We start from the raw sequence: 20704 nt of genomic DNA on the forward strand, positions 1-20704 counted from the left end.
CCGCCGATGTCGTGAGCGGCGGCGCGGCTCAAGGCTCGACGCGTGCACGGCAAATCGCCGTTTGGCCGCAAATCTTCGCCGTCACCGTTTCGCTTGACGGCTACTGTGCATGGGGTTGTTTTCGCACTTTTTATTTTGACGGCCGCGCCTAGCGCCGCTCGACCAGCACCACGCAGATGATCAGCACGAGCGTCACCACTGCGGTGGCAAGCTTGGCCGTCCAGCTGAGGCCGCGGCCGACCCACCACAGCAGCGCGCAATACATCAGCACGGGGACGATGATATCGAGCCGCAACAGATCCGGCGGCATGCGGCTTAGCGCCTGACGCCGGCGTCGACGCTGATCGAGCCGCCGATCTTCACGCAGGTGCCGGTCGCCTCGACCAGATGGAAACCGCGCCCATACGATGCGCAGGCATTCGTCTTCGCGGTGGCAGATGCGCCCTTCAACGGCAACGCCTTGCCCGCTCGCGGCGGATCAGTGGCCGGCAGGCGCAACGCCTCGGCCCCGGCCGCGGACGTGATGAGCAACGAGATCAGGACGAGGAGCATCGCACGCATGCCGACCTTCTAGCCCGGACGGGCGCCGCGCGCCATCCAGCCCAGTGCGGGCGTGGTCAGATAAACCTGACGCCGGCCGACTTGCCGCGGCGCCAGATCACCTGGCAGCTCCGCCCGGTGCGGGCATCGCGCGCAAACGCCATCCGGATCACGCCCGGAAGCTGGCTCGCGTCCTCGTCCATCGTGATCTTCGCGCCCGTGTCGGAGATGTCCTGGACCAGGCAATGCCGTGCCGCGAACCCGCCCTCGAGCGTGATCCAGGCATGCCGCGACAGCAGCTTGCGGGCCGCGCGCTTCTTGGGTTGTGGCATCGGCTAAAACTCTCCGCCTCCAGCGCTAGCTCAGGCAACCCTAAGAAACCGTTGAAATCGCCCCGGAATGATCCCGGCGCCGAGGCTATCCACCGGTTCCAAAAGACGCTCCCGAACGGCTTGCCCGCGGCCGCAAAGGCCACTATACGTTCGCCCGCCGCCAGCCGCCGGGTACGACTCGGACTGGCCAGTGGCCGCGCCGCCCAAAGCGGCAGGGCTTTGCGTTTGCTCCCTTCGTCTATCGGTTAGGACGCCACCCTTTCACGGTGGAGAGAGCGGTTCGATTCCGCTAGGGAGCGCCACGTGCGGGACAGTGCGCGGGCCGCCGCGGCGAATCTACCACCCTCCGCGCCTGCGCGGGCGCCACTGTGCTCGGCAACGCCATCGGTTACGCTCCTGTTCGGCATCATCGCGCTCCTCGTGCAGTCGCGCATAATCGGGTCGTTATGCCGCAAACTCCGGCGTCCTGACGCCCCCCGCATTTACCGGAAATTTACCCCCACTCCTGAGTGCCGGTATCATTTGCTTAGAATTTGACGGCTACCGTGGAAGTACGGAAACACTCCGAAACACGATTGGCCCCCAATGTCCGTCGCAGAGTTCCTGAGGCAGCGTGCAGTGGAAGTCGCGGTAAGCGGCAGCTACTCGCTGCCCCGCTGGTACGATTGTGAGGGCAAGCTGCGCAGCTTCGCCTGCCGGACCAAGCGCGTCTCGCCGTTCCGGATGATCGTGGACGTGCCCGTGGTCGGCAAGGTCGGCGAGCGCGTCACCTCCTACTTCCAGGATTTCGGCGAATTCCAGTGCACCATCAGCGCGACGCTGAAGGCGGGCTTCCTGATGGAGCTCGAGATGACGCGGGCGCGGCGGGCCTGGATGTCGGAAAAGCTGACCTGGCTCGAGAAGAAGCAGAAGGACGCCAGCGTCCAGGAGTTGCGGCGTGACGCTCGCTTCGTTCCGCAGATCTCGCACACCCTCCTGACACTCGCCGACGGCAGCATCCATCCCTGCTTCATCATCGACGTCTCCACGGCCGGCGTCGCCATATCCTGCGAGTACGACCCACCGGTCGGAACCGCGCTTGCGGTCGGCGCCTGCGTCGGGCGCGTCATTCGCAAATTCGACAACGGCTTTGCGGTCAAATTCGCCGAAAAACAATCGCGGGACGATCTCGCCCGCCTGATCGTGCGCTCGCCCCTGCAGCAGTCGGCGTGACTGCCGCGCCGGGCGACCTCAGTTCTTTCTCGTCTTGCCTCCGCATCGCCGCCCTATCGCGGCCCCATTGCGGGATCAGCTTTCGACCGTCCGAGCCTCGTGCCGGACGTCAATTTGCGGACTTGCGATCGGGGGACCGGATGCCAGTCAACAAGATTACCTGGGACAGGGTCGGCCGGGTCACCGAGCCCGGGCGTTACATGTACACGTTCGGCTGGCTCACCATCACGGCCGGCGATCTCGCGATCTGGAAGCAATACCCCGAGGCGGCGTTCACCCTGCTCGCGCACCACACCGAGGCGGACGCGTCCATCGGCGAGGAATTCCATCTCGGCGCCTTCGACATCGCGCCCGGGGCGACGCCGCCGTTCACCACGCACTGAGGCTGGGGACGCAGGCTACAGCCACTCTGCGCGGGCGACGATTCGCACTGCACAAGCAGCGCTATGCGTAAGGCGCGGCTGCACACACCGCAGGTCGATGCGGGAGCGCATGGCATGCGCGTTGCTTCGTCTGCGCCATGATACACATCCCAGCCGTCGACCAGGCGTTCCTGCTGCTGCTCATCGTGTTCGGCCTCGGCACGTGCCTCGTGCGCGTCTTCTGGGAGCTGGAGCAGGTGCGGGCCCGCCGGATCGCATCGCCACCGCGCGACCGCCCAACGAAATGCGACTAGGCCGCTGCATTCCGCCGTGCGTACCCCCGGACCGGGGCAATCGGTCTCGGGACCCGCGAGGAGATCCATCGTGAATCGAAGAAACCTGCGCAGTTCCTTGATCTGACTTGCCGATTCCGTTGCTGGCGACGAGGCGGAATCGTGATCGTTGATGACGAAGCCGTCCTGTCATGCAATTGATTGTGCTCGCATCCTGGATCTGGCGCCTCTGATGAACGCAGGCTGTTGCGCTCGTTAAGCGAAGCGACAGCCAGCGCATGACACATGGTCGCATCGGTAGAAGTAGCTAAGCGGACCAAGGGAACCTATTTTCGGCGCCGATGTATCTGATTGAAGCGTTGCCCACAGTCATCGGAACTGCCGCCGTCGCCCCGGCGCTGCTGATGCTGTGGCTTGTCATTGCCGCCGAGGAGCGCCCTGGCCCCCCGGCTCAGGTCTGGACCGCGTTCCTGCTCGGTGCCGCCAGCATTTCCCTGCTGGGCCTCGCTCGCGCGCCCTTCGCCAAAATGGTCGCAGCCCCCGACAACCCCTGGGCGGCGCTGGCCATGCATTCGGTGTTCGGCGTGGCGCTGCCTGAGGAAGCCGTGAAGGTGATCGCGATCGTGCTGATCTCCTCGACCAAGCGGCGGACTTTTGCCAACCCGATGGATACCGTCGTCTATGGCGCGGCGGTCGGCCTCGGCTTTGCCGCTTACGAGAACCTCGCCTACCTCGTCCAGCATGCCGAGATGTGGCGCTCGCTGGCCGCCTTGCGCAGCGTGCTGACGGTGCCGTTCCACGGCGCGCTCGGCATCATCGCCGGCGCCTACCTCACGATCGCCCGCGCTGGCACGGCGCTTGGCGCCAACCGACACCATCGCGACTGGGCCCGCCTGTCCAGCCGCCTCCTGATCTTCGCGGGCCCGCTCGCCCTGCATTCGGCCTTCGACTTCCCGCTGCTGACCTTGCAAAGAATGCCCGATCTCGATCCGACCATCCGGATGTGGCTGGGCGGCGCTAGCCTTCTGATCGGTTTCAGCTCGATCGCCTTCGCCATCCGCCTGGTCCGGCGCGTCGCGCGCCATCACGCGCCGCGCACCGACGTCGCGCGGGAGCGGCTCAGCCAGTTGCGGCGGATGTGGGCGCTGCTGCTGGCCGGCGGCGGCGTCGGCTTCCTCGGCCTCGCCTTCGTGCTGACCTCGATCCATCACTGGCTGATCAACCCGGAGCGCAACCTGACGCTGGCGCTGATCCCGATCGGCTTCGTCTCGATCCTGCTGGGCCTTGCGCTTCTGATCGTCACGATCGCGATCTACATTCTCGGCCGCAACCGCGTTCGCACCAGCGGCGAAGGTTTTTCGTCTGCGCACGGCGGCGGCTGAACCGCGGGATGGCGAGCAGGCCGCGCGCATCCTAGATTGAGCCCAGACCTTTCAAGCCGGAGCTTTCCGATGACATCGCCCGAGGATTTTTCACGGCTGCAATCCGCGATGAGCCAGACGGTGAAAGCGCATTGGAAGGCCTTCCTGTTCGAAGGCATCCTGCTCGCCGTGCTCGGCATCGCCGCGCTGATCGTGCCGCCGCTCGCGAGCCTTGCGACCGCGATCTTCCTCGGCTGGGTATTTTTGATCAGCGGCATCGGCGGGCTGATCGTCACCTTTTGGGCACGCACCATGCCGGGCTTCTGGTGGTCGCTGATCTCGGCCGCGCTCGCCTGCCTCGCCGGCATGCTGCTGCTGGCCCGCCCCATTCAGGCCGTGCTGACGCTGACCATCGTGCTTGGCGCCTATTTCCTCGCCGAGGGCGTCGCCACTATCATGTACGCACTGGAGCACCGCCGTGAGCTCAGCGGCCGCTGGTCGTGGCTGCTGATCTCGGGCCTCGTCGACATCGCCATCTCGTTCATGGTGATCACGGGGCTGCCAAGCTCGGCGGAATGGGCGATCGGCGTCCTCGTCGGTATCAACCTGCTGTTCGGCGGCGCCACCCTGATCGGCATGGCACTGGCGGCACGCAACAGCAACACCTGAGGGCTCTCGTCGCCGGGCAGGCCGATTGGGGGGTGACAAGGCGCCAACGGCACGCTATATGGCGCCCATGATCACCGTCGCCACCAGCTATTTTTGGTACTTTAGCTACGACAGCTCGCTGGCGGCAGGAGGATCGCGCTCAATCTGAATTATTGAAGCAAACGTCCGAACAGCCGCCAGACCTGGCGGCTTTTTTATTGCCGGCAGGTTCTAAAACAGACAGGAGCCCGCCGTGCTGAGCACGACTGACGATCTTCGTATCCGCGAACTGAAAGAGCTGAGCACGCCCGACGAGGTGATGCGGGAGGTTCCGCGCACGCTCACCGCAACGCGTGTTGTGATGGCCGCGCGCAACGCCATCCATGCCATCCTCACCGGCCAGGACGACCGTCTGCTGGTCGTGGTCGGCCCCTGCTCGGTGCACGATCCCCGGGCCGCGCTCGACTACGCCGAGCGCCTGGCCAAGCTGCGCGAGGACCTCGCCGACCAGCTCGAGATCGTGATGCGGGTCTATTTCGAGAAGCCGCGCACCACCGTCGGCTGGAAGGGCCTGATCAACGATCCCGATCTCGACGGCAGCTTCGACATCAACAAGGGCCTGCGGCTGGCGCGCAACGTGCTGTCGGCGGTGAACAATCTCGGCCTGCCGGCGGGCACCGAATTCCTGGATATGACGACGCCGCAATACATTGCCGACCTCGTCTCCTGGGCCGCGATCGGCGCGCGCACGACCGAGAGCCAGATCCATCGCGAGCTGGCTTCCGGGCTGTCATGCCCCGTCGGCTTCAAGAACGGCACCGACGGCAATGTTCGCATTGCCGCCGACGCGGTGAAGTCGGCCTCGCATCCGCATCATTTCATGGCGGTGACAAAGCTCGGCCGCTCGGCGATCGCCTCGACCGCAGGCAACGAGGACTGCCACATCATCCTGCGCGGCGGCAGCAAGCCGAACTATGATGCGGCAAGCGTTGCGGCGGCCTGCAACGAGCTGGCGAAATCCGGCGTCGCGCCGCTGGTGATGGTGGATGCGAGCCACGCCAATTCGAGCAAGAAGCCCGAGAACCAGCCGCTGGTGATGGCTGACATCGCCGGCCAGATCTCCGGCGGCGAGAACCGCATCATGGGCGTGATGATCGAGAGCAATCTCGTCGCCGGGCGCCAGGACGTGGTGCCGGGCAAGCCGCTCACCTACGGCCAGAGCATCACGGATGGCTGTATCGACTGGGCGACCACGGCAGCCGTGCTCGAGCGGCTCGCTGACGCGGTCGAAATCCGCCGCAACACCCGGCGCGCGGGGCTGCACGAACGGTCGGCCTGAGGTTAAGACCAATGCGGGCGGGGCGATGCTGTTCGCGCCCTGCCCGCTGTTGTGATCAGCAGCCGCGGCAGATGCTCTTGATCTTCTTGTCGAGCGCCGCGTCTTCCTTGTTCACGGGATTGTTCGGATCGCTCAGGTTCTTCTCGCTCGGCACGTCGCTGGCGCGCGGCTGGCGATGGCCGACAGGGGCCGGCAGCACCGACCCGGAGGATGCACCGCTCGATGTCGATCCCTTGGAGCCGCCGGTCTGTGCAACCGCCGCGCCGCCGAGCAAGACCACGAGCGATGCTGCCAGCATGATCTTCGTCATGTCCTTATCCTCCATTCTCAACGGGCGCTCCCACCATCACCGCTCACGTCTCGGGCGGATAGAGGTGAACCTCGCCGCAATAGTCCACGATACGATAGCGCGTTTCTGATTCAGCTTCACGCGCCTCGCCTGCGGTATTTTGCACCGCCAACACATAATTCGGTCCTACCGGCGACTTGCCGGCGCCGCCGGGAATATCGATGACATAGTCAGGCTGACACAGTCCCGACACCCGTCCGCGCAGCTGCCGCATCAACTCCTGCCCCTCGGCCAGCGTGGCACGCAGATGCGCAGTCCCCGGCGCCAGATCGCCGTGATGCAAATAGTAGGGCTTGATCCGGCATTCGACGAAAGCTCGCATCAAATCCGACAAAGCCGCGACGCTGTCATTGACGCCGCGCAAGAGCACCGACTGGCTGACCATGGGAATTCCGGCATCGACGAGCCGCGCGCAGGCGGCACGGGCGTCTTCCGTGAGCTCGCGCGCATGATTGGCATGCAGGGCAACCCAGGTGGTCGCGCCCGCAACCTTTAGCGCTGCGACCATCTCGTCGCTGATTCGCGCCGGATCAGCCACGGGCACGCGGGTGTGAAGGCGGATGATCTTGACGTGATCGATTGCAGCCAGATCGGCCATGATCTCGCTGATGCGACGCGGCGACAGCATCAGGGGATCGCCGCCGGTCAGAATCACCTCCCAGATTTCGTCGTGCGAGCGGATGTAATCGATCGCCGCACGATACGCGTCGTCCGACAGCGCGTGCTCCTTGCCGGGGCCGACCATCTCGCGGCGGAAGCAGAAGCGGCAATAGACCGCGCAGACGTGCACGAGCTTGAACAGCACGCGATCGGGATAGCGATGCACTATACCCGGAACCGGCGAATGCGGGTGATCGCCGATCGGATCGGCGTTCTCGCCCGGCTGCATCTCCAGCTCGGCGGCGGTCGGCACGAACTGGCGCGCGATGGGATCGTCGGGATCGGACGTGTCGATCAGCTCGACCAGCGCCGGCGTGATCGCAACCGCATAGCGCGCGGCGACGCGCTCGAGCGCCGGCAGCGCCGTGGCAGGCGCCAAGCGTTCGGCCACGAGCTCGGTCGGCTCGCGCAATGTCCGTGCAAGATTGGTCTTCGTCATTTCTCACCCGCAGGCGGCGTCCACACCACCTGATCAATCCGTGTTGCACCACTCGCGAGCATCACCAGCCGGTCGAAGCCGAGCGCGACGCCGCTCGCCTCCGGCATGGTCGCGACCGCGGCCAGAAAATCCTCGTCGAGCGGATAGGCCTCGCCGTAACGGCGTTGCTTCTCAGCCATCGAGTCCGTGAAACGGCGGCGCTGTTCCTCGGCGTCGGTCAGTTCGCCAAATCCGTTGGCGAGCTCGACGCCACAGGCATAGACCTCGAACCGCTCGGCGACCCTGGGATCGTCTGCCTTCACCCGCGCCAGCGCTGCCTCGGGAGATGGGTATTCGAATAGGATGGTCAAACATCCCTGCCCCAAATGCGGCTCGACATGCTCGACCAGGACCTTGCTGAAAATGTCGGACCAGGTGTCATCCTCGGCGACGCGGACCTTGCTGGCGGCCATCCGGGCGAGCGCGGCACGGTTACCCTCGCCGCCCAAGATTGTCGACAGCAGATCGATTCCTGCGAACCGTTCGAAGGCACCCGCAACCGTCAGCAGCTCCGGCTCGGCGAAGGGGTCGGCGGTCCGGCCGCGGAAGGAGAACCTCCCGATTCGGGTCGCCTGCGCCGCCCGGGCGATGACGGCGACCGTGTCGGCAATGATAGCATTGTAGGGCTCACCGGCCCGGTACCATTCAAGCATGGTGAATTCGGGCAGGTGCAGGTCGCCGCGCTCGCGGTCGCGGAACACCCGGGCAAACTCGAAGATTCGAAGCTCCCCGGCCGCCAGCAGCTTTTTGCAGGCGAATTCCGGGGAGGTCCGCAAATATCGGCTGGCCCGGCTGCCATCGGGACGTATGATCTCGGTCCGGGGGGCATGCAGATGGGTCTCGTTGCCCGGAGACACCTGGAGCACGGAGGTTTCGACCTCGATAAACCCCTGTTCAGCGAAAAAGCCCCGTAAAGCCCCGGTCACAGTACCCCTGGCCTGGAGGAACGGCCGCCGGTCGAGGTGCCGCGAAGGCGACCAGAACGGCGAGATCGGCTTGTCCCCAGCCATTAACCGACCGCTCCGCAGGTCAGCAAAAAGCTGGCATCCAGCGGCAAAATCAGTATGTTGCGGCCCGAAACGGGCGCCGAGGTCTGATTTGAGGCCCCAAGTCCCCCATCAATTTGACCACGTCCTGGCCGGAGCCGGGCCAAGCAAGCAGGAAATACAGCTTTGAGAGTCATCGCCAGTTCTATTCGCAAGGGCAACGTGATCGAGCAAGACGGCAAGCTTTACGTCGTCGTCAGCGCCGAGAACATCCATCCCGGCAAGGGCACCCCGGTCAGCCAGATCGAAATGCGCCGAATCTCGGACGGGGTAAAGATCTCCGAGCGCTACAAGACCACCGATCAGGTCGAAAAGGCCACGATTGAAGAGCGCAACTACACCTTCCTGTATGAAGATGGCGACGGCTTTCACTTCATGAACCCCGAGACCTACGATCAGGTCCAGGTTTCCAAGGACGTCGTCGGCGACGCAGCCGCGTATCTTCAACCGGACATGACCGTCAAGCTGTCAACCCACGATGTCAACGTGGTCTCGCTCGCGTTGCCCCAGCGCGTGACACTGGAGGTGGTTGAGACCGAGCCCGTGACCAAGGGCCAGACCGCCTCGTCGTCCTACAAGCCCGCGGTGCTTTCCAACGGCGTGCGCACCACCGTGCCGCCGCACATCTCGGTCGGCACCCGTATCGTGGTGATGACCGAAGACGGCTCCTACTCCGAGCGCGCCAAGGACTAAGCCAGCAATCGAGGAACGGAACAGGTGCCGCCGGGGGGCGAGACAGTGGGTAGGAAGAGTTTCCGCTTCGTCTCGCTCATTTTGGCGTCCCTATCGTTCCTCGTTGCCGCTCCGCTGGCCGCGGATGAATTCCGCAGCCCCTCACTCACGGCCCTGCGCGTCGATTGGCGCGCAGCGCTCGACCAGCTCCGCGCCGAGATCAACGGCCATCCGCAGATCGCCGGCGATTTCATCTTCGTGCCCCGCCGGTCGGTGCCGCGCTACGATCCGCGCGCAACGCCGGCCCTGGTGCAGCTCAACGGGATCTCCTCGCAATTCTTTACCGGCATCGGCCGCAGTGCCGTGCCTGTACTGCTGCCGTTCGACGCTGGCGCCTACCTCGAGGCCAGGCGCGGTGGCGCGCCAGCGAGCCTGTCGCTGTCGCGTTACCAGGCCGATTTCAATCCGGTCGACATGTTCGATGCCGGTCCTGCCGGTTACAGCGCGACTTTCTCGCTCGAGCCAGGCGCTGGCGACGGCATGCCCTCGCGTGTCTTCGCAAAACCGGTCGAGGTGCAGATCACCGGCTCGGCGCTGCTCTACGACATCGCCGATCCCGCCGGCGGCAAGGGCGAGCCGGTCAAGCTGCTAGCGGCAATCTATCCGGACCTGCGCAGGTTCATCCGCGAAGGCTATGTGCGCTACGCCTTCACGCGCTTCGGCGTCGCCTACGTGGTGTCGGTCCAATGCCTCGACAGTGTCGCAAAACCGCGGCGGCTCGCCTGCAAGGAGGCCTATCCGGTTGCCGAGCGTTTCCTGAAGGCCCTGCGCATCGCCGGCGGTCAGCGCATGCGGCCGCTGACGGACGTCGCCTCCGACATCATCGATCGTCCCTCGGGACGTTCGAGCGATTTCAGTTACCGGCCGAGCGGCGACATCATCCCGAACACCGGCTACCGCAACAAGAGCGGCCGTCCCGATACGATGGCCTATGCGCAGATCCGCTTTCCGCTGGAGAAGGTGCCTGCTTTCGTGCGCTCGCAGTCCTATGCCAAGCGCGACAGGAACGATGGTCCGACCGCCTATCCCTGGCGCGACAATTTCTGCGAGTCCCGCAGCTTCGAAGTCTGGCAATGCACCGGCGGCTACGGCCATCAGGGCGAGGACATCCGTGCGGCCGAGTGCCCGCCGCCCGGCGAAGGCCGCGAACCCTGCGATCCCAAGCAGCGCGCCGTCGTCGCGGTGCGCGACGCGGTCGTGATCCGCGCCTCCAAGGACCAGGCCGCGACGCTTCAGGTCAACAGCCGCAACGAGCACATCCGCTTCCGCTACATGCACATGAATCCGCAAGCGATGAATGCCGATGGCCTGCTCAACGGTCGCATCGTCGCCGAAGGCGAGAAGATCGGCGTGGTCTCGAACTATCTCGACCATCCCGCCGGCACCTCGATGCACCTGCATTTCGACGTCCAGGTGTTCACCCGCGACGGCTGGAACTGGGTCAGTCCCTACGTCACGCTGGTGTCGGCCTATGAGCGCCTGATCCGCGCCCGCGGCCGCGAGATCGGCCCGGAGATCGCAGTCACGGCCCAGCCTGTGGCGCATGCGCTGCCGGAGGACGTCATCAAGCCGGACCTGCGCGAGGGATCGAGCAGCGAGGAGAATTGAGGCAGCTTGCGCCTCGTCGCGCCGCTTCCCGCTCCATACGCACGCAGACTGACCGGATCGACGGCAGGCACCTCCCGAAGCATCGGCCTTCTCTGGCCCCGGAATTGCTTGGCTGTCGCCAGGCAAACTGGAGAAGGGAAGCACATGCGTTGTCTCACCACGACGGTCGTCCTGGCCGTTGCATTCGCCGTGCCGGCTCATTCGCAGGAATTGACCGGCACGCTGAGGAAGATCAAGGATACCGGCGCGATCACGCTCGGCGTGCGCGACAGTTCCGTGCCCTTCAGCTACATCGACGAAAAGCAGAAGACCGTCGGCTACGCCATCGACATCTGCATGAAGATCGTCGAGGAGATCAAAGCCGAACTCAAGCTGGACAAGCTCGCGGTCAACGAGAACCTCGTCACCTCGTCCAACCGCATTCCGCTGATGGCCAACGGCACCATCGATCTCGAATGCGGCTCGACCACCAACAACGCCGAGCGCCAGAAGCAGGTCTGGTTCACCAACACCCATTTCCTCACGGCAAGCCGCTTCGTGTCCAAGAAGGCTTCGAAGCTCGACCAGGTCGATGACCTCAAAGGCAAGGCCGTCGTCTCGGTCTCCGGCACCACCAACATCACCCAGCTCAACAAGGCCAATGCGGCCCGCTCGCTCGACATCACCGTGATGAATGCCAAGGATGTCCCGGAGGCGTTCCTGATGGTCGAGACCGACCGCGCGGCAGCCTTCGTCATGGACGACATCCAGCTTGCGTCCATGATTGCCTCGGCGAAGGATCCGTCGCTCTACGCCATCAGCGCCGGCGCTTTTTCCGATCCCGAACCCTACGGCATCATGCTGCGCAAGGACGACGTGCCGTTCAAGGCGGTGGTCGATCGTGCCACCGCAAAACTCTACCAGAGCCCGGAGATCGAGAAGATCTACAACAAATGGTTCATGGAGCCGGTGCCGCCGCGCGGCCTGAACTTCCACGTGCCGATGCCGGTGTCGATGAAGAAGTCGTTCGAGCACCCGTCCGACAATCCCGATCCGGCGTCGTATGGCGGCTGACGAGAGAGCCCGCTGATGCGCAGCCCGGATGAGCGCAGCGACATCCGGGGCCTCCACGACGACTGCCCGGGTGTTGCTTCGCTCACCCGGGCTACGGTCAATCCAGATATGTCGTGAGCTGCGCGCCTTCGTCCGCCACGAACACCGCGATCAACTCGGCGGGCTCCGTCGCGCTCGCGTTCGCCGATACGAGATGCGTCGAGCCCGGCGGCTCGAAGAAGGACTGGCCGACGCCGAACGTCTCGACCGGCCCGCCGCCGAGCTGGGAGCGGATCTCGCCCTTGGTGATGTACGCGGTCACCGAGCCGGCGTGGCGATGTGGCCGCGAGAAACCGCCTGGACCGTAGAAGACGCGCACGATGGTGACGCGCTTGCCCGGCACGTTTGGCAGTGCGTAGGAGCCGATCGGCTCGACCTTGTCGAGCGGCGAGCTCTCGGCCGCAGCGGCGCAGAGCGGCGCCAGCGCGCCGGAGACCGTATCCATCGTCAGCGGCAGCGCCTTGCCGATCGCAAGCGCGCAGGCGAGCCCGGCGACGACTGCGAGCACCGCCGAATGTGATGGCGCCGGACGTTGCACGGCAGAACAACTCATGGCTGTCATCGTGATCTCTCCTTCGTACAAATCAGGATGTCGCGCTGGTCGCTGCGACCGGGCGCTTTGCGGGCGTCCAGCGAAACGCCGCGCCAAAACGGTTCCAGACATTGATCGAGGCGACCGCCGAGGTCAGATACGTCAGCTCCGTCTCGGAGAATTCGCGCGAGGCTTCCGCGTAGACCTCCGCGCTGACCCCATCTGACAGGCAGGTCAACGCTTCGGCCCAGGCAAGGGCCGCCCGCTCGCGCGCGGAAAAGATCGGCGCTTCGCGCCAGACCGCGACCAGATGGAGCTTGTCGACCGGCACGCCGATGCGCTCCGACAACAGGACGTGGTGCTGAACGCAGAAAGCGCAGCCGTTGATCTGGGAGGCGCGCAGTTTCACCAACTCAAGCAGCTGCTTGTCGAGACCCGCCTTGGCCGCCACCTGGCCCAGCGCCAGGACCAGATCGTACGCGTCCGGCGCGATCCTCTTGAAATCCTCGTATTCGCTGCGGGCGTATGACATTGCGGTGCACCTCATATTATTGTAAGAGCACTGATACTTTATAAGAGCACTTACATGTCGCGCAAGTCCGCTGATATCACGAGATCGAAAACCCGGCGGGACCCGCAGGGGCCGAATGCCGTTCGCGTGCCCGGTCCCGGCGAAGGCAAGCGCGGCGAAGGAGGTTATCTCGGCTATCTGCTGCGCCAGGCCCATGCCGCAGTCCGCCTGACGATGGAACGGACGCTCGCCGATCTCGGCGTGACTTCGCCGCAATTTGCGGTGCTGACGATGCTGAACGCCTATCCGGGCCTGTCGGGCGCCGACGTCGCCCGCCTCACTTTCCTGACGCCGCAGACCGTCGGCGTCATCATCCGCAACCTCGAGCGCGACGGCGCGATCGTGATGACGCCCCATCCCGTCCACGGCCGGATCCAGCAATGGACGCTGACGCCGCGCGGGGCGACCTTGCTCAGGGCCTGTCGGGAACGGGTCATCGCGCTGGAGAAACGCCTCGCCCGGAATCTGGATGCCAAGGGCGAAACAACGATCCGGCGCTGGCTTGCTGGCATCGCGGCCGATTTGCAGGAGGACTAGGCGGACCTAGCCGCCGCCTCCATCCCCGCATCCCCCGCCACCATCGAGATCCGGCAGGTCGCCGGCGCCCCCATCGCCCTGAATGCCGCGGCCAAAGTTCTCGGCGATGATCATCAGGATCACGACGAACAAGCCGGCGCCGAAGGGCCAGGGATTGGCACGGATGATGTCGAACAGCTCCCGCATGCCCGCATCATGCGGGACAACAACGAACCGACGGTAAAACGTCACGCCCAAATTTGGGGATATGCAGGCTTGCGGAAGGGCTTATCCGCCCTTCAACGATTTCTTAACTTCGCCGTCCGACCAGGTCTCGCCTGCGGCGATCACGCGGACACGGGTCTGGTCCGCAGCATTCACCAGCACATGCGAACTCACCCGGTCGTCGCTCGGCTCCAGACGCAAATCGGTCTCGGGTTTCCAGCTCAGCGTGGTCGCGAGATCGCCGGGAAAGATCTGCCATTGCGATCCGTCATCGAGCTCGACGACGTGGCTTTCCGCATGCGCGCGTATCTTCATCCCACCTCGAATATTTCGATGAACAGACCGTGTTCGGAGGGAATGCAGCAGCGAGACAATTTGTTCCGGTGAACGCCGGCCCGCCGCTTGGCCGTCGGGTTCCCGGAACCGCCCCACAGACACCCTGTTTCCCGCTAGAATGGGCCCATGAAGCACGCTGATTCCTCGCCCCGTCACACCCGCCGCACCCTGCTCCAGTCGACGCTCGGTGCAGCCGCCTTGCTGGCGCTTCCGACACGCCTCCCCGCCGCGCCAGCCGGCTTCGACGAATGGCGCGAGTCGTTCCGCGCTCGGGCGATGGCGAAGGGCATTTCGGCTGCGACCTGGCAGCGCGCAATGGCGCGGGTCGAGCCCGACATGAGCGTGTTCAAGCAGATGCGCAACCAGCCCGAATTTCACGAGCAGGTCTGGCAATACATCAACCGCCGCGTCTCGGACTGGCGCATCATCAACGGCAAGATCGCGCTGAAGAACAACGAGGCGCTGCTGGCGCGTATCGAGCGCGATTTCGGCGTCGAGCGCGGCACGCTGCTGGCGCTGTGGGGCGTCGAGTCCGCCTATGGCGATCCCCTGGTGCAGCAGAACCACATGACGCCGGTGTTTCCCTCGCTCGCGGCGCTCGCCTGGAACGAGCCGCGCCGCAAGGCCTATTGGGAGACCGAGTTGATCAACGCGCTGCGCATTGTCGACAAGGGCTGGAGCACGCCGGAGGAGATGAAGGGCTCCTGGGCCGGCGCCATGGGGCATTCGCAATGGATGCCGGAGGTCTGGCTCAATGTCGGCATCGACTATGATGGCGACGGCAAGGTCTCGCCGTTCGGCAAGCCCGACGACGCGCTGGGCTCGACCGCAAAATATCTCGTCAATCGCGGCAAATGGCATCGCGGCGAGCATTGGGGCTACGAGGTTCGCGCATCCGGCGAGATGAGCGGCAGCCGGACCTATATGGCCTGGCAGGCGGCGGGCGTCTCCCGCGCCGATGGCCAGCCGTTCCCGCAACCGAACGCGACCGCGCAGATGTGGACGCCTGTCGCGGGCGGACCGACCTTCCTGCTCGGGCCGAACTTCTATTCGGTGAAGAGCTATAACCCCTCCATGAACTATGCGCTGGCGATCTGCCATCTCGGCGATCGCTGTCTCGGCGCGCCGCCCTTCATCCAGCCCTTCCCCGGCTCCGAGCGCGCGCTGACGCTCGCCGAGGTGCAGGAGATGCAGACACGCCTGACCAAGGCCGGTTTCGACACCGGCGGCACCGATGGCCGCGTCGGCAACGACACCATGAAGGCGATCAAGGATTTTCAGCAACGGGCCGGGATCGTGCCTGCCGACGGCTATGGCGGGCTGAAGGTGCTGGCGAAGCTGCGGCAGGGATCGTAGATATCCCATCCTTCCGGGGCCCGCGTGGCGAGAACCCGGAATCTCGCGCTACAATCTCCGGATTCCGGGTTCGAGGCTTCGCCTCGCCCCGGAATGACATCCCTACTTTCAATGCCTGTATTGCGGCTCTTCCGCGTCGAGCTGGCGCCGGATCGCGGCGAGATGCAGCCGCGCGGATTCTGAATCGCCCTCGCGCATCTGCCTATAGGTCTCCGCCGCCACGGCGGGATCGACGGGCAGCACTTTTCGCCCCGTCGACATCGCCAGCACCTGCACCTCGGCGGCGCGTTCGAGATAGTAGAGATCGTCCCAGGCCTCCGCGATAGTCGGCGCCAGTACCATCACGCCATGGTGCTTCATGAAGACGATGTCGGCATCGCCGACAGCGGAAGCGATGCGAGCGCCTTCGCGGTTGTCGAGCGCGAGGCCGTTGTAGTCGCGGTCCACCGCCGTGCGGCCGTAGAACTTCAGCGCGGTTTGCCCAGCCCAGATCAGCGGATCGCCCTCGGTCATCGACAGCGCCGTGGCATAGGGCATGTGGGTGTGGAAGGCGACCTTGGCCCGCGGCAGCAGCCTGTGCATCTCGGCATGGATGTAGAAGGCGGTCGCCTCGGGCACGCCCTCACCATCCAGCACGTTGCCGTGGAAGTCGCAGATCAAAAGCTTCGACGCAGTGAGTTCGCGGAAGGCGTAGCCATAGGGATTGACGAGGAAGAGATCGTCATGGCCGGGTACGACGGCCGAGAAATGGTTGCAGATGCCCTCCTCAAATCCGTTGCGCGCAGCCATGCGGAAGCAGGCGGCGAGGTCCTCGCGCGCGGTGCGGATCGCGTCGGTGGCAAGGTCGGGCCGGTTCGAGCGGAACGGCGCAGGTGCGGAAGAAGACGAATGAAGGCTGTGCGCCATGGCGAAAGACACCCTTGTCGGTCGGAAGTTGCCGACGTTGTACAGGGGCTGCGCCTGCGCGTCAGCCCCTGAGGGCGCCACCCTGCCCTGCGCCGTTCATGCGCGCCGCGGCACGCCGCCGGCATTCATGCCGCCGTCGATGACGAGCTCGCTGCCGGTGACGTAGCGCGAGGCATCGGAGGCCAGATACAGCACGCCGGAGGCGATTTCGGCAGCCTGCCCGGCGCGGCCCAATGGAGTGACCACCCGCGCGCGTTCCTCCGGATCGATCGGCGCGTTCTGGCCGGCACCGGTCGCCCCGGTCGGAATCTTGCCCCAGATTGGCGTGTCGATGATCCCGGGATGGACAGAGTTGACTCGGATGCCGTCGCCGGCAGCTGCGCACTCCATCGCGATGGATTTGGCGAACAGCCGCACGCCGCCCTTGGTCAGCGAATAGGCCGACAGCCCCGGCGAGCCGCGCAGGCCCGCGAGCGAGGACATCATGACGATCGAGCCGCCGCCGGTCTTGCGCATCAACGGCAGGCAGTGCTTGACCGAAAGAAAAACGCCATCGAGATTGATCGCATTCTGCTTGCGCCAGTCGGACAGCGTCATGTCGACGATCGATGGCACGGAAATGCCGATGCCGGCGTTGGAAACGAGCACGTCCAGCCGGCCGTAGCGCTTGGCGATTTCGGCGACGACCTCGATCCAGCGCTCCTCCGAGGTCACGTCCTGCTCCAGGAAGATCGCCTTGCCGCCGGCTTTTGTGACTCGCTTGGCGAGCTCCGGACCTCGCAGTTCGTCGATGTCGGTCGCAATGACGGTGGCACCTTCGCGTGCGAACAACTCGACGATGGCTTCACCGATTCCAGAGGCGCCGCCCGTCACTAGCGTGACTTTGCCCTCAACCTGACCTGCCATGTTCACTCCCTTTTTTGTTGTTCGCAGCCGTCTTATTTTTGCGCATGATCTTTGTCGGAAAACCGCGTCGCACCTTTCCGGATCATGCGTCATCTAATCACGGATGGCCCCTGGTCCGGTAGCGCGATGTCGACGACGCGAAACTGCACGCGCTCGGCGCCCTGGTAGCGGTCCACCGACAACGAGCCCGCGACATGCACTTGCTGGCCGCGGTTGGCGAGCAGCGCATTGCCGAGCTTCTGGCCGACCGAGCGGAACGCGATGCCGTTGACGATGGCGCCGTCGCCCGACTTGAATCGCAGGCGCAGATGCGCCTGCCCGACCTCGTCGGCGAATACGAGCTGGTGCGCCGGCAGCGCCAGCACCGGCTCCGGATTGCCGCTGCCAAAGGGACCGGCGCGGTTGAGCGTGGTTGCAAGCTCCGGCGTCACCGCACGTGCGGAGACCGCGCCGTCGATGTAGAGCTCGTTGACGTGCCGCGCTTCCGCAACATCCTGCGCCAGCGCGTTCTCGAGATAGGCGCGGAATTCGGCGAGCTTCTCCTTGCGCAGCGTCACGCCAGCGGCCATCGCGTGGCCTCCGCCCTTGAGCAGAATGCCGTCGGCGACCGCCTGCCGCACCGCCTTGCCGAGATCGACGCCGGCGATCGAGCGGCCCGAGCCGGTGCCGATGCCGCCGGGCTCCAACGCAATGGCAAAAGCGGGCCGCGAGAACTTCTCCTTCAGGCGCGAGGCCACGAGGCCGACCACACCGGGATGCCATCCTTGCGACGCCGTGACGATGACGCCGAGCTTGTCTTCGAGACCGATCGAGGCGAGTGCCTCGGCTTCGGCCTGGGCTTCAGCCGCCTGCTCGATAACGCGCCGCTCGCTGTTGAGGCGATCGAGCTCGGCCGCGATCCGCGCCGCCTCGACGCTGTCGCCCTCCAGCAATAATCGCACGCCGAGATCGGCGCGACCGATGCGGCCGCCGGCATTGACCCGCGGCCCCAGCATGAAGCCAAGATGCCAGGCCTCGGGCGGACCGTTGAGCCGCGCCACGTCCATCAGCGCGGTATGGCCGACATGGTCGCGCCGCCGCATCGCGATCAGGCCCTTGGCGACGAAGGCGCGGTTGAGGCCGATCAGCGGGGCCACGTCGGCGACGGTGCCGAGCGCGACGTGATGCAGCATGCCGAGCAGATCCGGCTCCGGCATCTCGCTCGTCCAGAAACCACGCTTGCGCAATTCGCGATTGACCGCGACCAGCGTCACCAGCACGAGGCCGACGGCGGCAAGATGGCCAAGGCCTGAGAGATCGTCGAGCCGGTTCGGATTGACCAACGCGTCAACCTCCGGCAGCTCCGTTCCGGCCTGATGGTGGTCGATCACCACCACGGACATGCCGAGGCGTTTGGCCTCGGCGAGCGGCTCGATGCTGGTGGTGCCGCAATCGACGGTGACGAGCAGCCTCGCGCCCTTTGCCGCAAGCCCTCGCACGGCTTCGACGTTCGGGCCATAGCCCTCAAAGATGCGATCGGGAATGTGGATCAGCGGATCGAGCCCGCAGTGCCGCAGGTGCCACGCCAGCAGTGCAGCCGAGGTCGCACCGTCGACGTCGTAGTCGCCGAAGATCGCGACCTTCTCGCCCCTCACCGCCGCATCCGCGATCCGCTTGGCGGCAGCCTCCATCTCCGTGACCGTGAACGGGTCCGGCAGCAGCTTGCGGATGGTCGGATCAAGGAAGTCGGCGACCGCGTCGATATCGACGCCGCGGCCAGCCAGCACCCGTGCCAGCAGTTCGGGAAGCTGGTGCCGCTGCACGATGGCGAGCGCCCGAGCCGCGCCGCGGGCGTCGAGCCGGTCGCGCCAGAGCTTGTCGGTCAGCGAGCGCGCCACCCCCAGGAACGCCTGGGGCGCTTCGACAGGCAAGGCTGTGGCAGGCGGCGTCATGACGGGGCTATCGGTTGGGGAACTCGGATTCCGGGCGATCACGCTGGCGGCCCGGGACTGGCTTGAGGGGATTGGCCGGGAAACTCCGGCGATTTGCAACGGCCCGGCCGCACAAAGCGGTGGATGGCCGGGGATGGGCCGGGGTGACTATCATTTAGGCATTCCGCCGAACAGCAAATTAAGCAGGCGTTAGGCGGAATCCGCGAAAAAGAATCTTATTCGATCTGTAAGTTGTAGTTCCGGGTTCATTGCAGATCAGACCTCATTGCCAAGGGAAGTCCCCGATGTCTGCTGCGCTGGGTCTGAAGGCCAGGCCGACCGCCACCGAACCCACTGACGACGATTCCGACATCTCCGCGCTGATCAATCGCCTGACTGCGGAGGTCAACCAGATCGCGGTCGACAAGACCAAGGCGATCCAGCAGATCACCAACCAGATGAAGATGCTGGCGCTGAACGCGCTGATCGAAAGCTCGCGCGCCGGCGCGCAGGGCGCGGGCTTCGCGGTGGTGGCGCAGGAGGTGCGCGGCGTCGGCCAGCAGGTCGAGACCATCGCCCGCGAGCTCGAGACCCAGCTGACCAAACGGACCGGCGACCTCGTTGCCTCGATCGACCGCATGAGCCAGCGCTCGCGCGGCGAGCGCATGGTGGACCTGTCCCTCAACGCGGTCGAGCTGATCGACCGCAATCTCTATGAGCGCACCTGCGACGTGCGCTGGTGGGCGACCGACTCCGCCCTGGTCGACTGCGCGGCCTCGCCGACGCCGGCCGCGGTTACCTATGCCTCGCAGCGCCTCGGCGTGATCCTGGGCGCCTATACAGTCTATCTCGACCTCTGGCTCTGCGACCTCGACGGCAACGTCATCGCCAACGGCCGCGCCGACCGCTTCCGCGTGGTCGGCCAGAACGTCGCTCACACCAAATGGTTTCGCGAGGCGCGCTCCTTGCGCTCCGGCGACGACTATGTTGCCGGCGACGTCGAGAACCAGCCGCTGCTCGGCAACGCGCAGGTCGCGACCTATTGCGCCAGCGTCCGCGCCGGCGGCCAGGCCAACGGCGCGCCGATCGGCGTGCTCGCCATCCATTTCGACTGGGAGCCGCAGGCCCGCGCCATCGTGCAAGGCGTCCGCGTCGGGGACATCGACAAGGCCCGCGTGCTGCTGGTCGACTCGAACCTCCGCGTCATCGCCGCCTCCGACGGCCAGGGCATCCTCAGCGAGCGCGTCTCGCTGTCGCTGAACGGCCAGCGCTCCGGCTTCTATCAGGACCGCTCGGGCGCGATGGTCGCCTTCCATGCGACGCCCGGATACGAGACCTATCGCGGCCTCGGCTGGTACGGCGTGATCGTCTGCGGNGGGGCGTGAGGCCGCCGC

Annotated in this window: 25 protein-coding genes and 1 tRNA gene; 13 read left to right on the forward strand and 13 right to left on the reverse strand. The window is 65.4% G+C overall.

Translation table 11 applies throughout. The annotated features are described in order from the left end of the window. Positions 1 to 148: 148 nt before the first annotated feature. The 3 genes from A5906_RS41855 to A5906_RS29705 are packed head-to-tail and all read right to left on the reverse strand — an operon-like array spanning position 149 to position 872. Entirely contained in the window at positions 149 to 310 is a 162-nt protein-coding gene (locus A5906_RS41855) for a hypothetical protein (RefSeq protein WP_136615566.1), read from the reverse strand. Between the two features lie 5 nt (positions 311 to 315). Next, positions 316 to 561, reverse strand: coding sequence for a hypothetical protein (locus A5906_RS29700; protein ID WP_080138743.1), 246 nt, complete (start codon positions 559 to 561; stop codon positions 316 to 318). Positions 562 to 617: 56 nt separating this feature from the next. Then, positions 618 to 872, reverse strand: a complete 255-nt coding sequence (locus tag A5906_RS29705) for a PilZ domain-containing protein (protein ID WP_080138744.1) — start codon at positions 870 to 872, stop codon at positions 618 to 620. A 227-nt stretch (positions 873 to 1099) separates the two neighbouring features. On the opposite strand from A5906_RS29705, the gene A5906_RS29710 reads away from it, so the two are divergent. From A5906_RS29710 to A5906_RS29735, 7 genes are all read left to right on the forward strand, one after another. Then, positions 1100 to 1174 (forward strand) — tRNA-Glu (locus A5906_RS29710). Positions 1175 to 1457: 283 nt separating this feature from the next. After that, positions 1458 to 2084, forward strand: coding sequence for a PilZ domain-containing protein (locus tag A5906_RS29715; RefSeq protein WP_080138745.1), 627 nt, complete (start codon positions 1458 to 1460; stop codon positions 2082 to 2084). A 140-nt stretch (positions 2085 to 2224) separates the two neighbouring features. Then, positions 2225 to 2467, forward strand: coding sequence for a hypothetical protein (locus A5906_RS43310; RefSeq protein WP_080138746.1), 243 nt, complete (start codon positions 2225 to 2227; stop codon positions 2465 to 2467). Between the two features lie 137 nt (positions 2468 to 2604). Continuing rightward, a complete protein-coding gene (locus A5906_RS43315) occupies positions 2605 to 2760 on the forward strand; it encodes a hypothetical protein (RefSeq protein WP_167523420.1) in 156 nt (51 codons plus the stop codon). A gap of 320 nt (positions 2761 to 3080) precedes the next feature. Beyond that, entirely contained in the window at positions 3081 to 4121 is a 1041-nt protein-coding gene (locus A5906_RS29725; RefSeq protein WP_080138747.1) for a PrsW family glutamic-type intramembrane protease, read from the forward strand. A 69-nt stretch (positions 4122 to 4190) separates the two neighbouring features. Next, positions 4191 to 4769 (forward strand): HdeD family acid-resistance protein, encoded by a 579-nt coding sequence (locus tag A5906_RS29730; RefSeq protein WP_080138748.1) that lies wholly within the window; start codon positions 4191 to 4193, stop codon positions 4767 to 4769. 232 nt (positions 4770 to 5001) lie between these two features. Next, positions 5002 to 6087: a 3-deoxy-7-phosphoheptulonate synthase gene (locus A5906_RS29735; protein ID WP_080138749.1), complete on the forward strand. Its 1086-nt coding sequence runs from the start codon at positions 5002 to 5004 to the stop codon at positions 6085 to 6087. Positions 6088 to 6142: 55 nt separating this feature from the next. Here the strand turns inward: A5906_RS29735 and A5906_RS29740 are convergent, their stop codons facing one another. Genes A5906_RS29740 through epmA form a run of 3 tightly spaced genes read right to left on the reverse strand, consistent with a single transcriptional unit; the run spans position 6143 to position 8584 of the window. Continuing rightward, on the reverse strand, positions 6143 to 6397 hold the full coding sequence (locus A5906_RS29740) for a hypothetical protein (protein WP_080138831.1): 255 nt from the start codon (positions 6395 to 6397) through the stop codon (positions 6143 to 6145). Positions 6398 to 6440: 43 nt separating this feature from the next. Continuing rightward, complete coding sequence (locus A5906_RS29745) at positions 6441 to 7535, reverse strand: lysine-2,3-aminomutase-like protein (RefSeq protein ID WP_080138750.1); 1095 nt, start codon at positions 7533 to 7535, stop codon at positions 6441 to 6443. Continuing rightward, on the reverse strand, positions 7532 to 8584 hold the full coding sequence (epmA, locus tag A5906_RS29750; protein WP_080138751.1) for an EF-P lysine aminoacylase EpmA: 1053 nt from the start codon (positions 8582 to 8584) through the stop codon (positions 7532 to 7534). Before epmA ends, A5906_RS29745 begins: the two co-directional genes overlap by 4 nt. A 162-nt stretch (positions 8585 to 8746) precedes the next feature. Here epmA and efp point away from each other — a divergent pair, with 162 nt between their 5' ends. The 3 genes from efp to A5906_RS29765 all read left to right on the forward strand — a co-directional run bounded on the left by efp (position 8747) and on the right by A5906_RS29765 (position 12013). Further along, positions 8747 to 9313 (forward strand): elongation factor P, encoded by a 567-nt coding sequence (efp, locus tag A5906_RS29755; protein ID WP_027557928.1) that lies wholly within the window; start codon positions 8747 to 8749, stop codon positions 9311 to 9313. 24 nt (positions 9314 to 9337) lie between these two features. After that, positions 9338 to 10960, forward strand: a complete 1623-nt coding sequence (locus A5906_RS29760) for a peptidoglycan DD-metalloendopeptidase family protein (protein ID WP_080138752.1) — start codon at positions 9338 to 9340, stop codon at positions 10958 to 10960. Positions 10961 to 11104: 144 nt separating this feature from the next. After that, positions 11105 to 12013, forward strand: a complete 909-nt coding sequence (locus A5906_RS29765; protein ID WP_080138753.1) for an amino acid ABC transporter substrate-binding protein — start codon at positions 11105 to 11107, stop codon at positions 12011 to 12013. 97 nt (positions 12014 to 12110) lie between these two features. Here the strand turns inward: A5906_RS29765 and A5906_RS29770 are convergent, their stop codons facing one another. Then, positions 12111 to 12614 carry a cupin domain-containing protein gene (locus tag A5906_RS29770; protein WP_080138754.1) on the reverse strand — a complete coding sequence of 168 codons (504 nt, stop codon included), beginning with the start codon at positions 12612 to 12614 and terminating at the stop codon, positions 12111 to 12113. A gap of 22 nt (positions 12615 to 12636) precedes the next feature. Next, positions 12637 to 13116: a carboxymuconolactone decarboxylase family protein gene (locus A5906_RS29775; protein ID WP_080138755.1), complete on the reverse strand. Its 480-nt coding sequence runs from the start codon at positions 13114 to 13116 to the stop codon at positions 12637 to 12639. A gap of 54 nt (positions 13117 to 13170) precedes the next feature. Between A5906_RS29775 and A5906_RS29780 the strand changes: the two genes are divergently transcribed. Beyond that, positions 13171 to 13692 carry a MarR family winged helix-turn-helix transcriptional regulator gene (locus A5906_RS29780; RefSeq protein ID WP_080138756.1) on the forward strand — a complete coding sequence of 174 codons (522 nt, stop codon included), beginning with the start codon at positions 13171 to 13173 and terminating at the stop codon, positions 13690 to 13692. A gap of 6 nt (positions 13693 to 13698) precedes the next feature. On the opposite strand, the gene A5906_RS29785 is transcribed toward A5906_RS29780, so the two are convergent. Then, positions 13699 to 13878 (reverse strand): hypothetical protein, encoded by a 180-nt coding sequence (locus A5906_RS29785; RefSeq protein WP_080138757.1) that lies wholly within the window; start codon positions 13876 to 13878, stop codon positions 13699 to 13701. A gap of 81 nt (positions 13879 to 13959) precedes the next feature. Continuing rightward, complete coding sequence (locus A5906_RS29790) at positions 13960 to 14211, reverse strand: hypothetical protein (protein ID WP_080138758.1); 252 nt, start codon at positions 14209 to 14211, stop codon at positions 13960 to 13962. A gap of 147 nt (positions 14212 to 14358) precedes the next feature. Here A5906_RS29790 and A5906_RS29795 point away from each other — a divergent pair, with 147 nt between their 5' ends. Further along, positions 14359 to 15588, forward strand: coding sequence for a lytic murein transglycosylase (locus A5906_RS29795; RefSeq protein ID WP_080138759.1), 1230 nt, complete (start codon positions 14359 to 14361; stop codon positions 15586 to 15588). Between the two features lie 108 nt (positions 15589 to 15696). On the opposite strand, the gene A5906_RS29800 is transcribed toward A5906_RS29795, so the two are convergent. The 3 genes from A5906_RS29800 to recJ form a co-directional block, all read right to left on the reverse strand. Further along, positions 15697 to 16494 carry an aldolase gene (locus tag A5906_RS29800; protein WP_080138760.1) on the reverse strand — a complete coding sequence of 266 codons (798 nt, stop codon included), beginning with the start codon at positions 16492 to 16494 and terminating at the stop codon, positions 15697 to 15699. Positions 16495 to 16590: 96 nt separating this feature from the next. Further along, positions 16591 to 17400, reverse strand: a complete 810-nt coding sequence (locus A5906_RS29805; RefSeq protein WP_080138761.1) for an SDR family NAD(P)-dependent oxidoreductase — start codon at positions 17398 to 17400, stop codon at positions 16591 to 16593. Between the two features lie 89 nt (positions 17401 to 17489). Then, positions 17490 to 19331, reverse strand: coding sequence for a single-stranded-DNA-specific exonuclease RecJ (gene recJ, locus A5906_RS29810; RefSeq protein ID WP_080138762.1), 1842 nt, complete (start codon positions 19329 to 19331; stop codon positions 17490 to 17492). A 284-nt stretch (positions 19332 to 19615) separates the two neighbouring features. Between recJ and A5906_RS29815 the strand changes: the two genes are divergently transcribed. Then, the coding region (locus A5906_RS29815; protein ID WP_245326973.1) for a methyl-accepting chemotaxis protein at positions 19616 to 20685 on the forward strand (1070 nt) is incomplete at its 3' end. Positions 20686 to 20704 lie beyond the last annotated feature (19 nt).

Source organism: Bradyrhizobium sacchari (assembly GCF_002068095.1).
Classification (GTDB): Bacteria; Pseudomonadota; Alphaproteobacteria; order Rhizobiales; family Xanthobacteraceae; genus Bradyrhizobium; species Bradyrhizobium sacchari.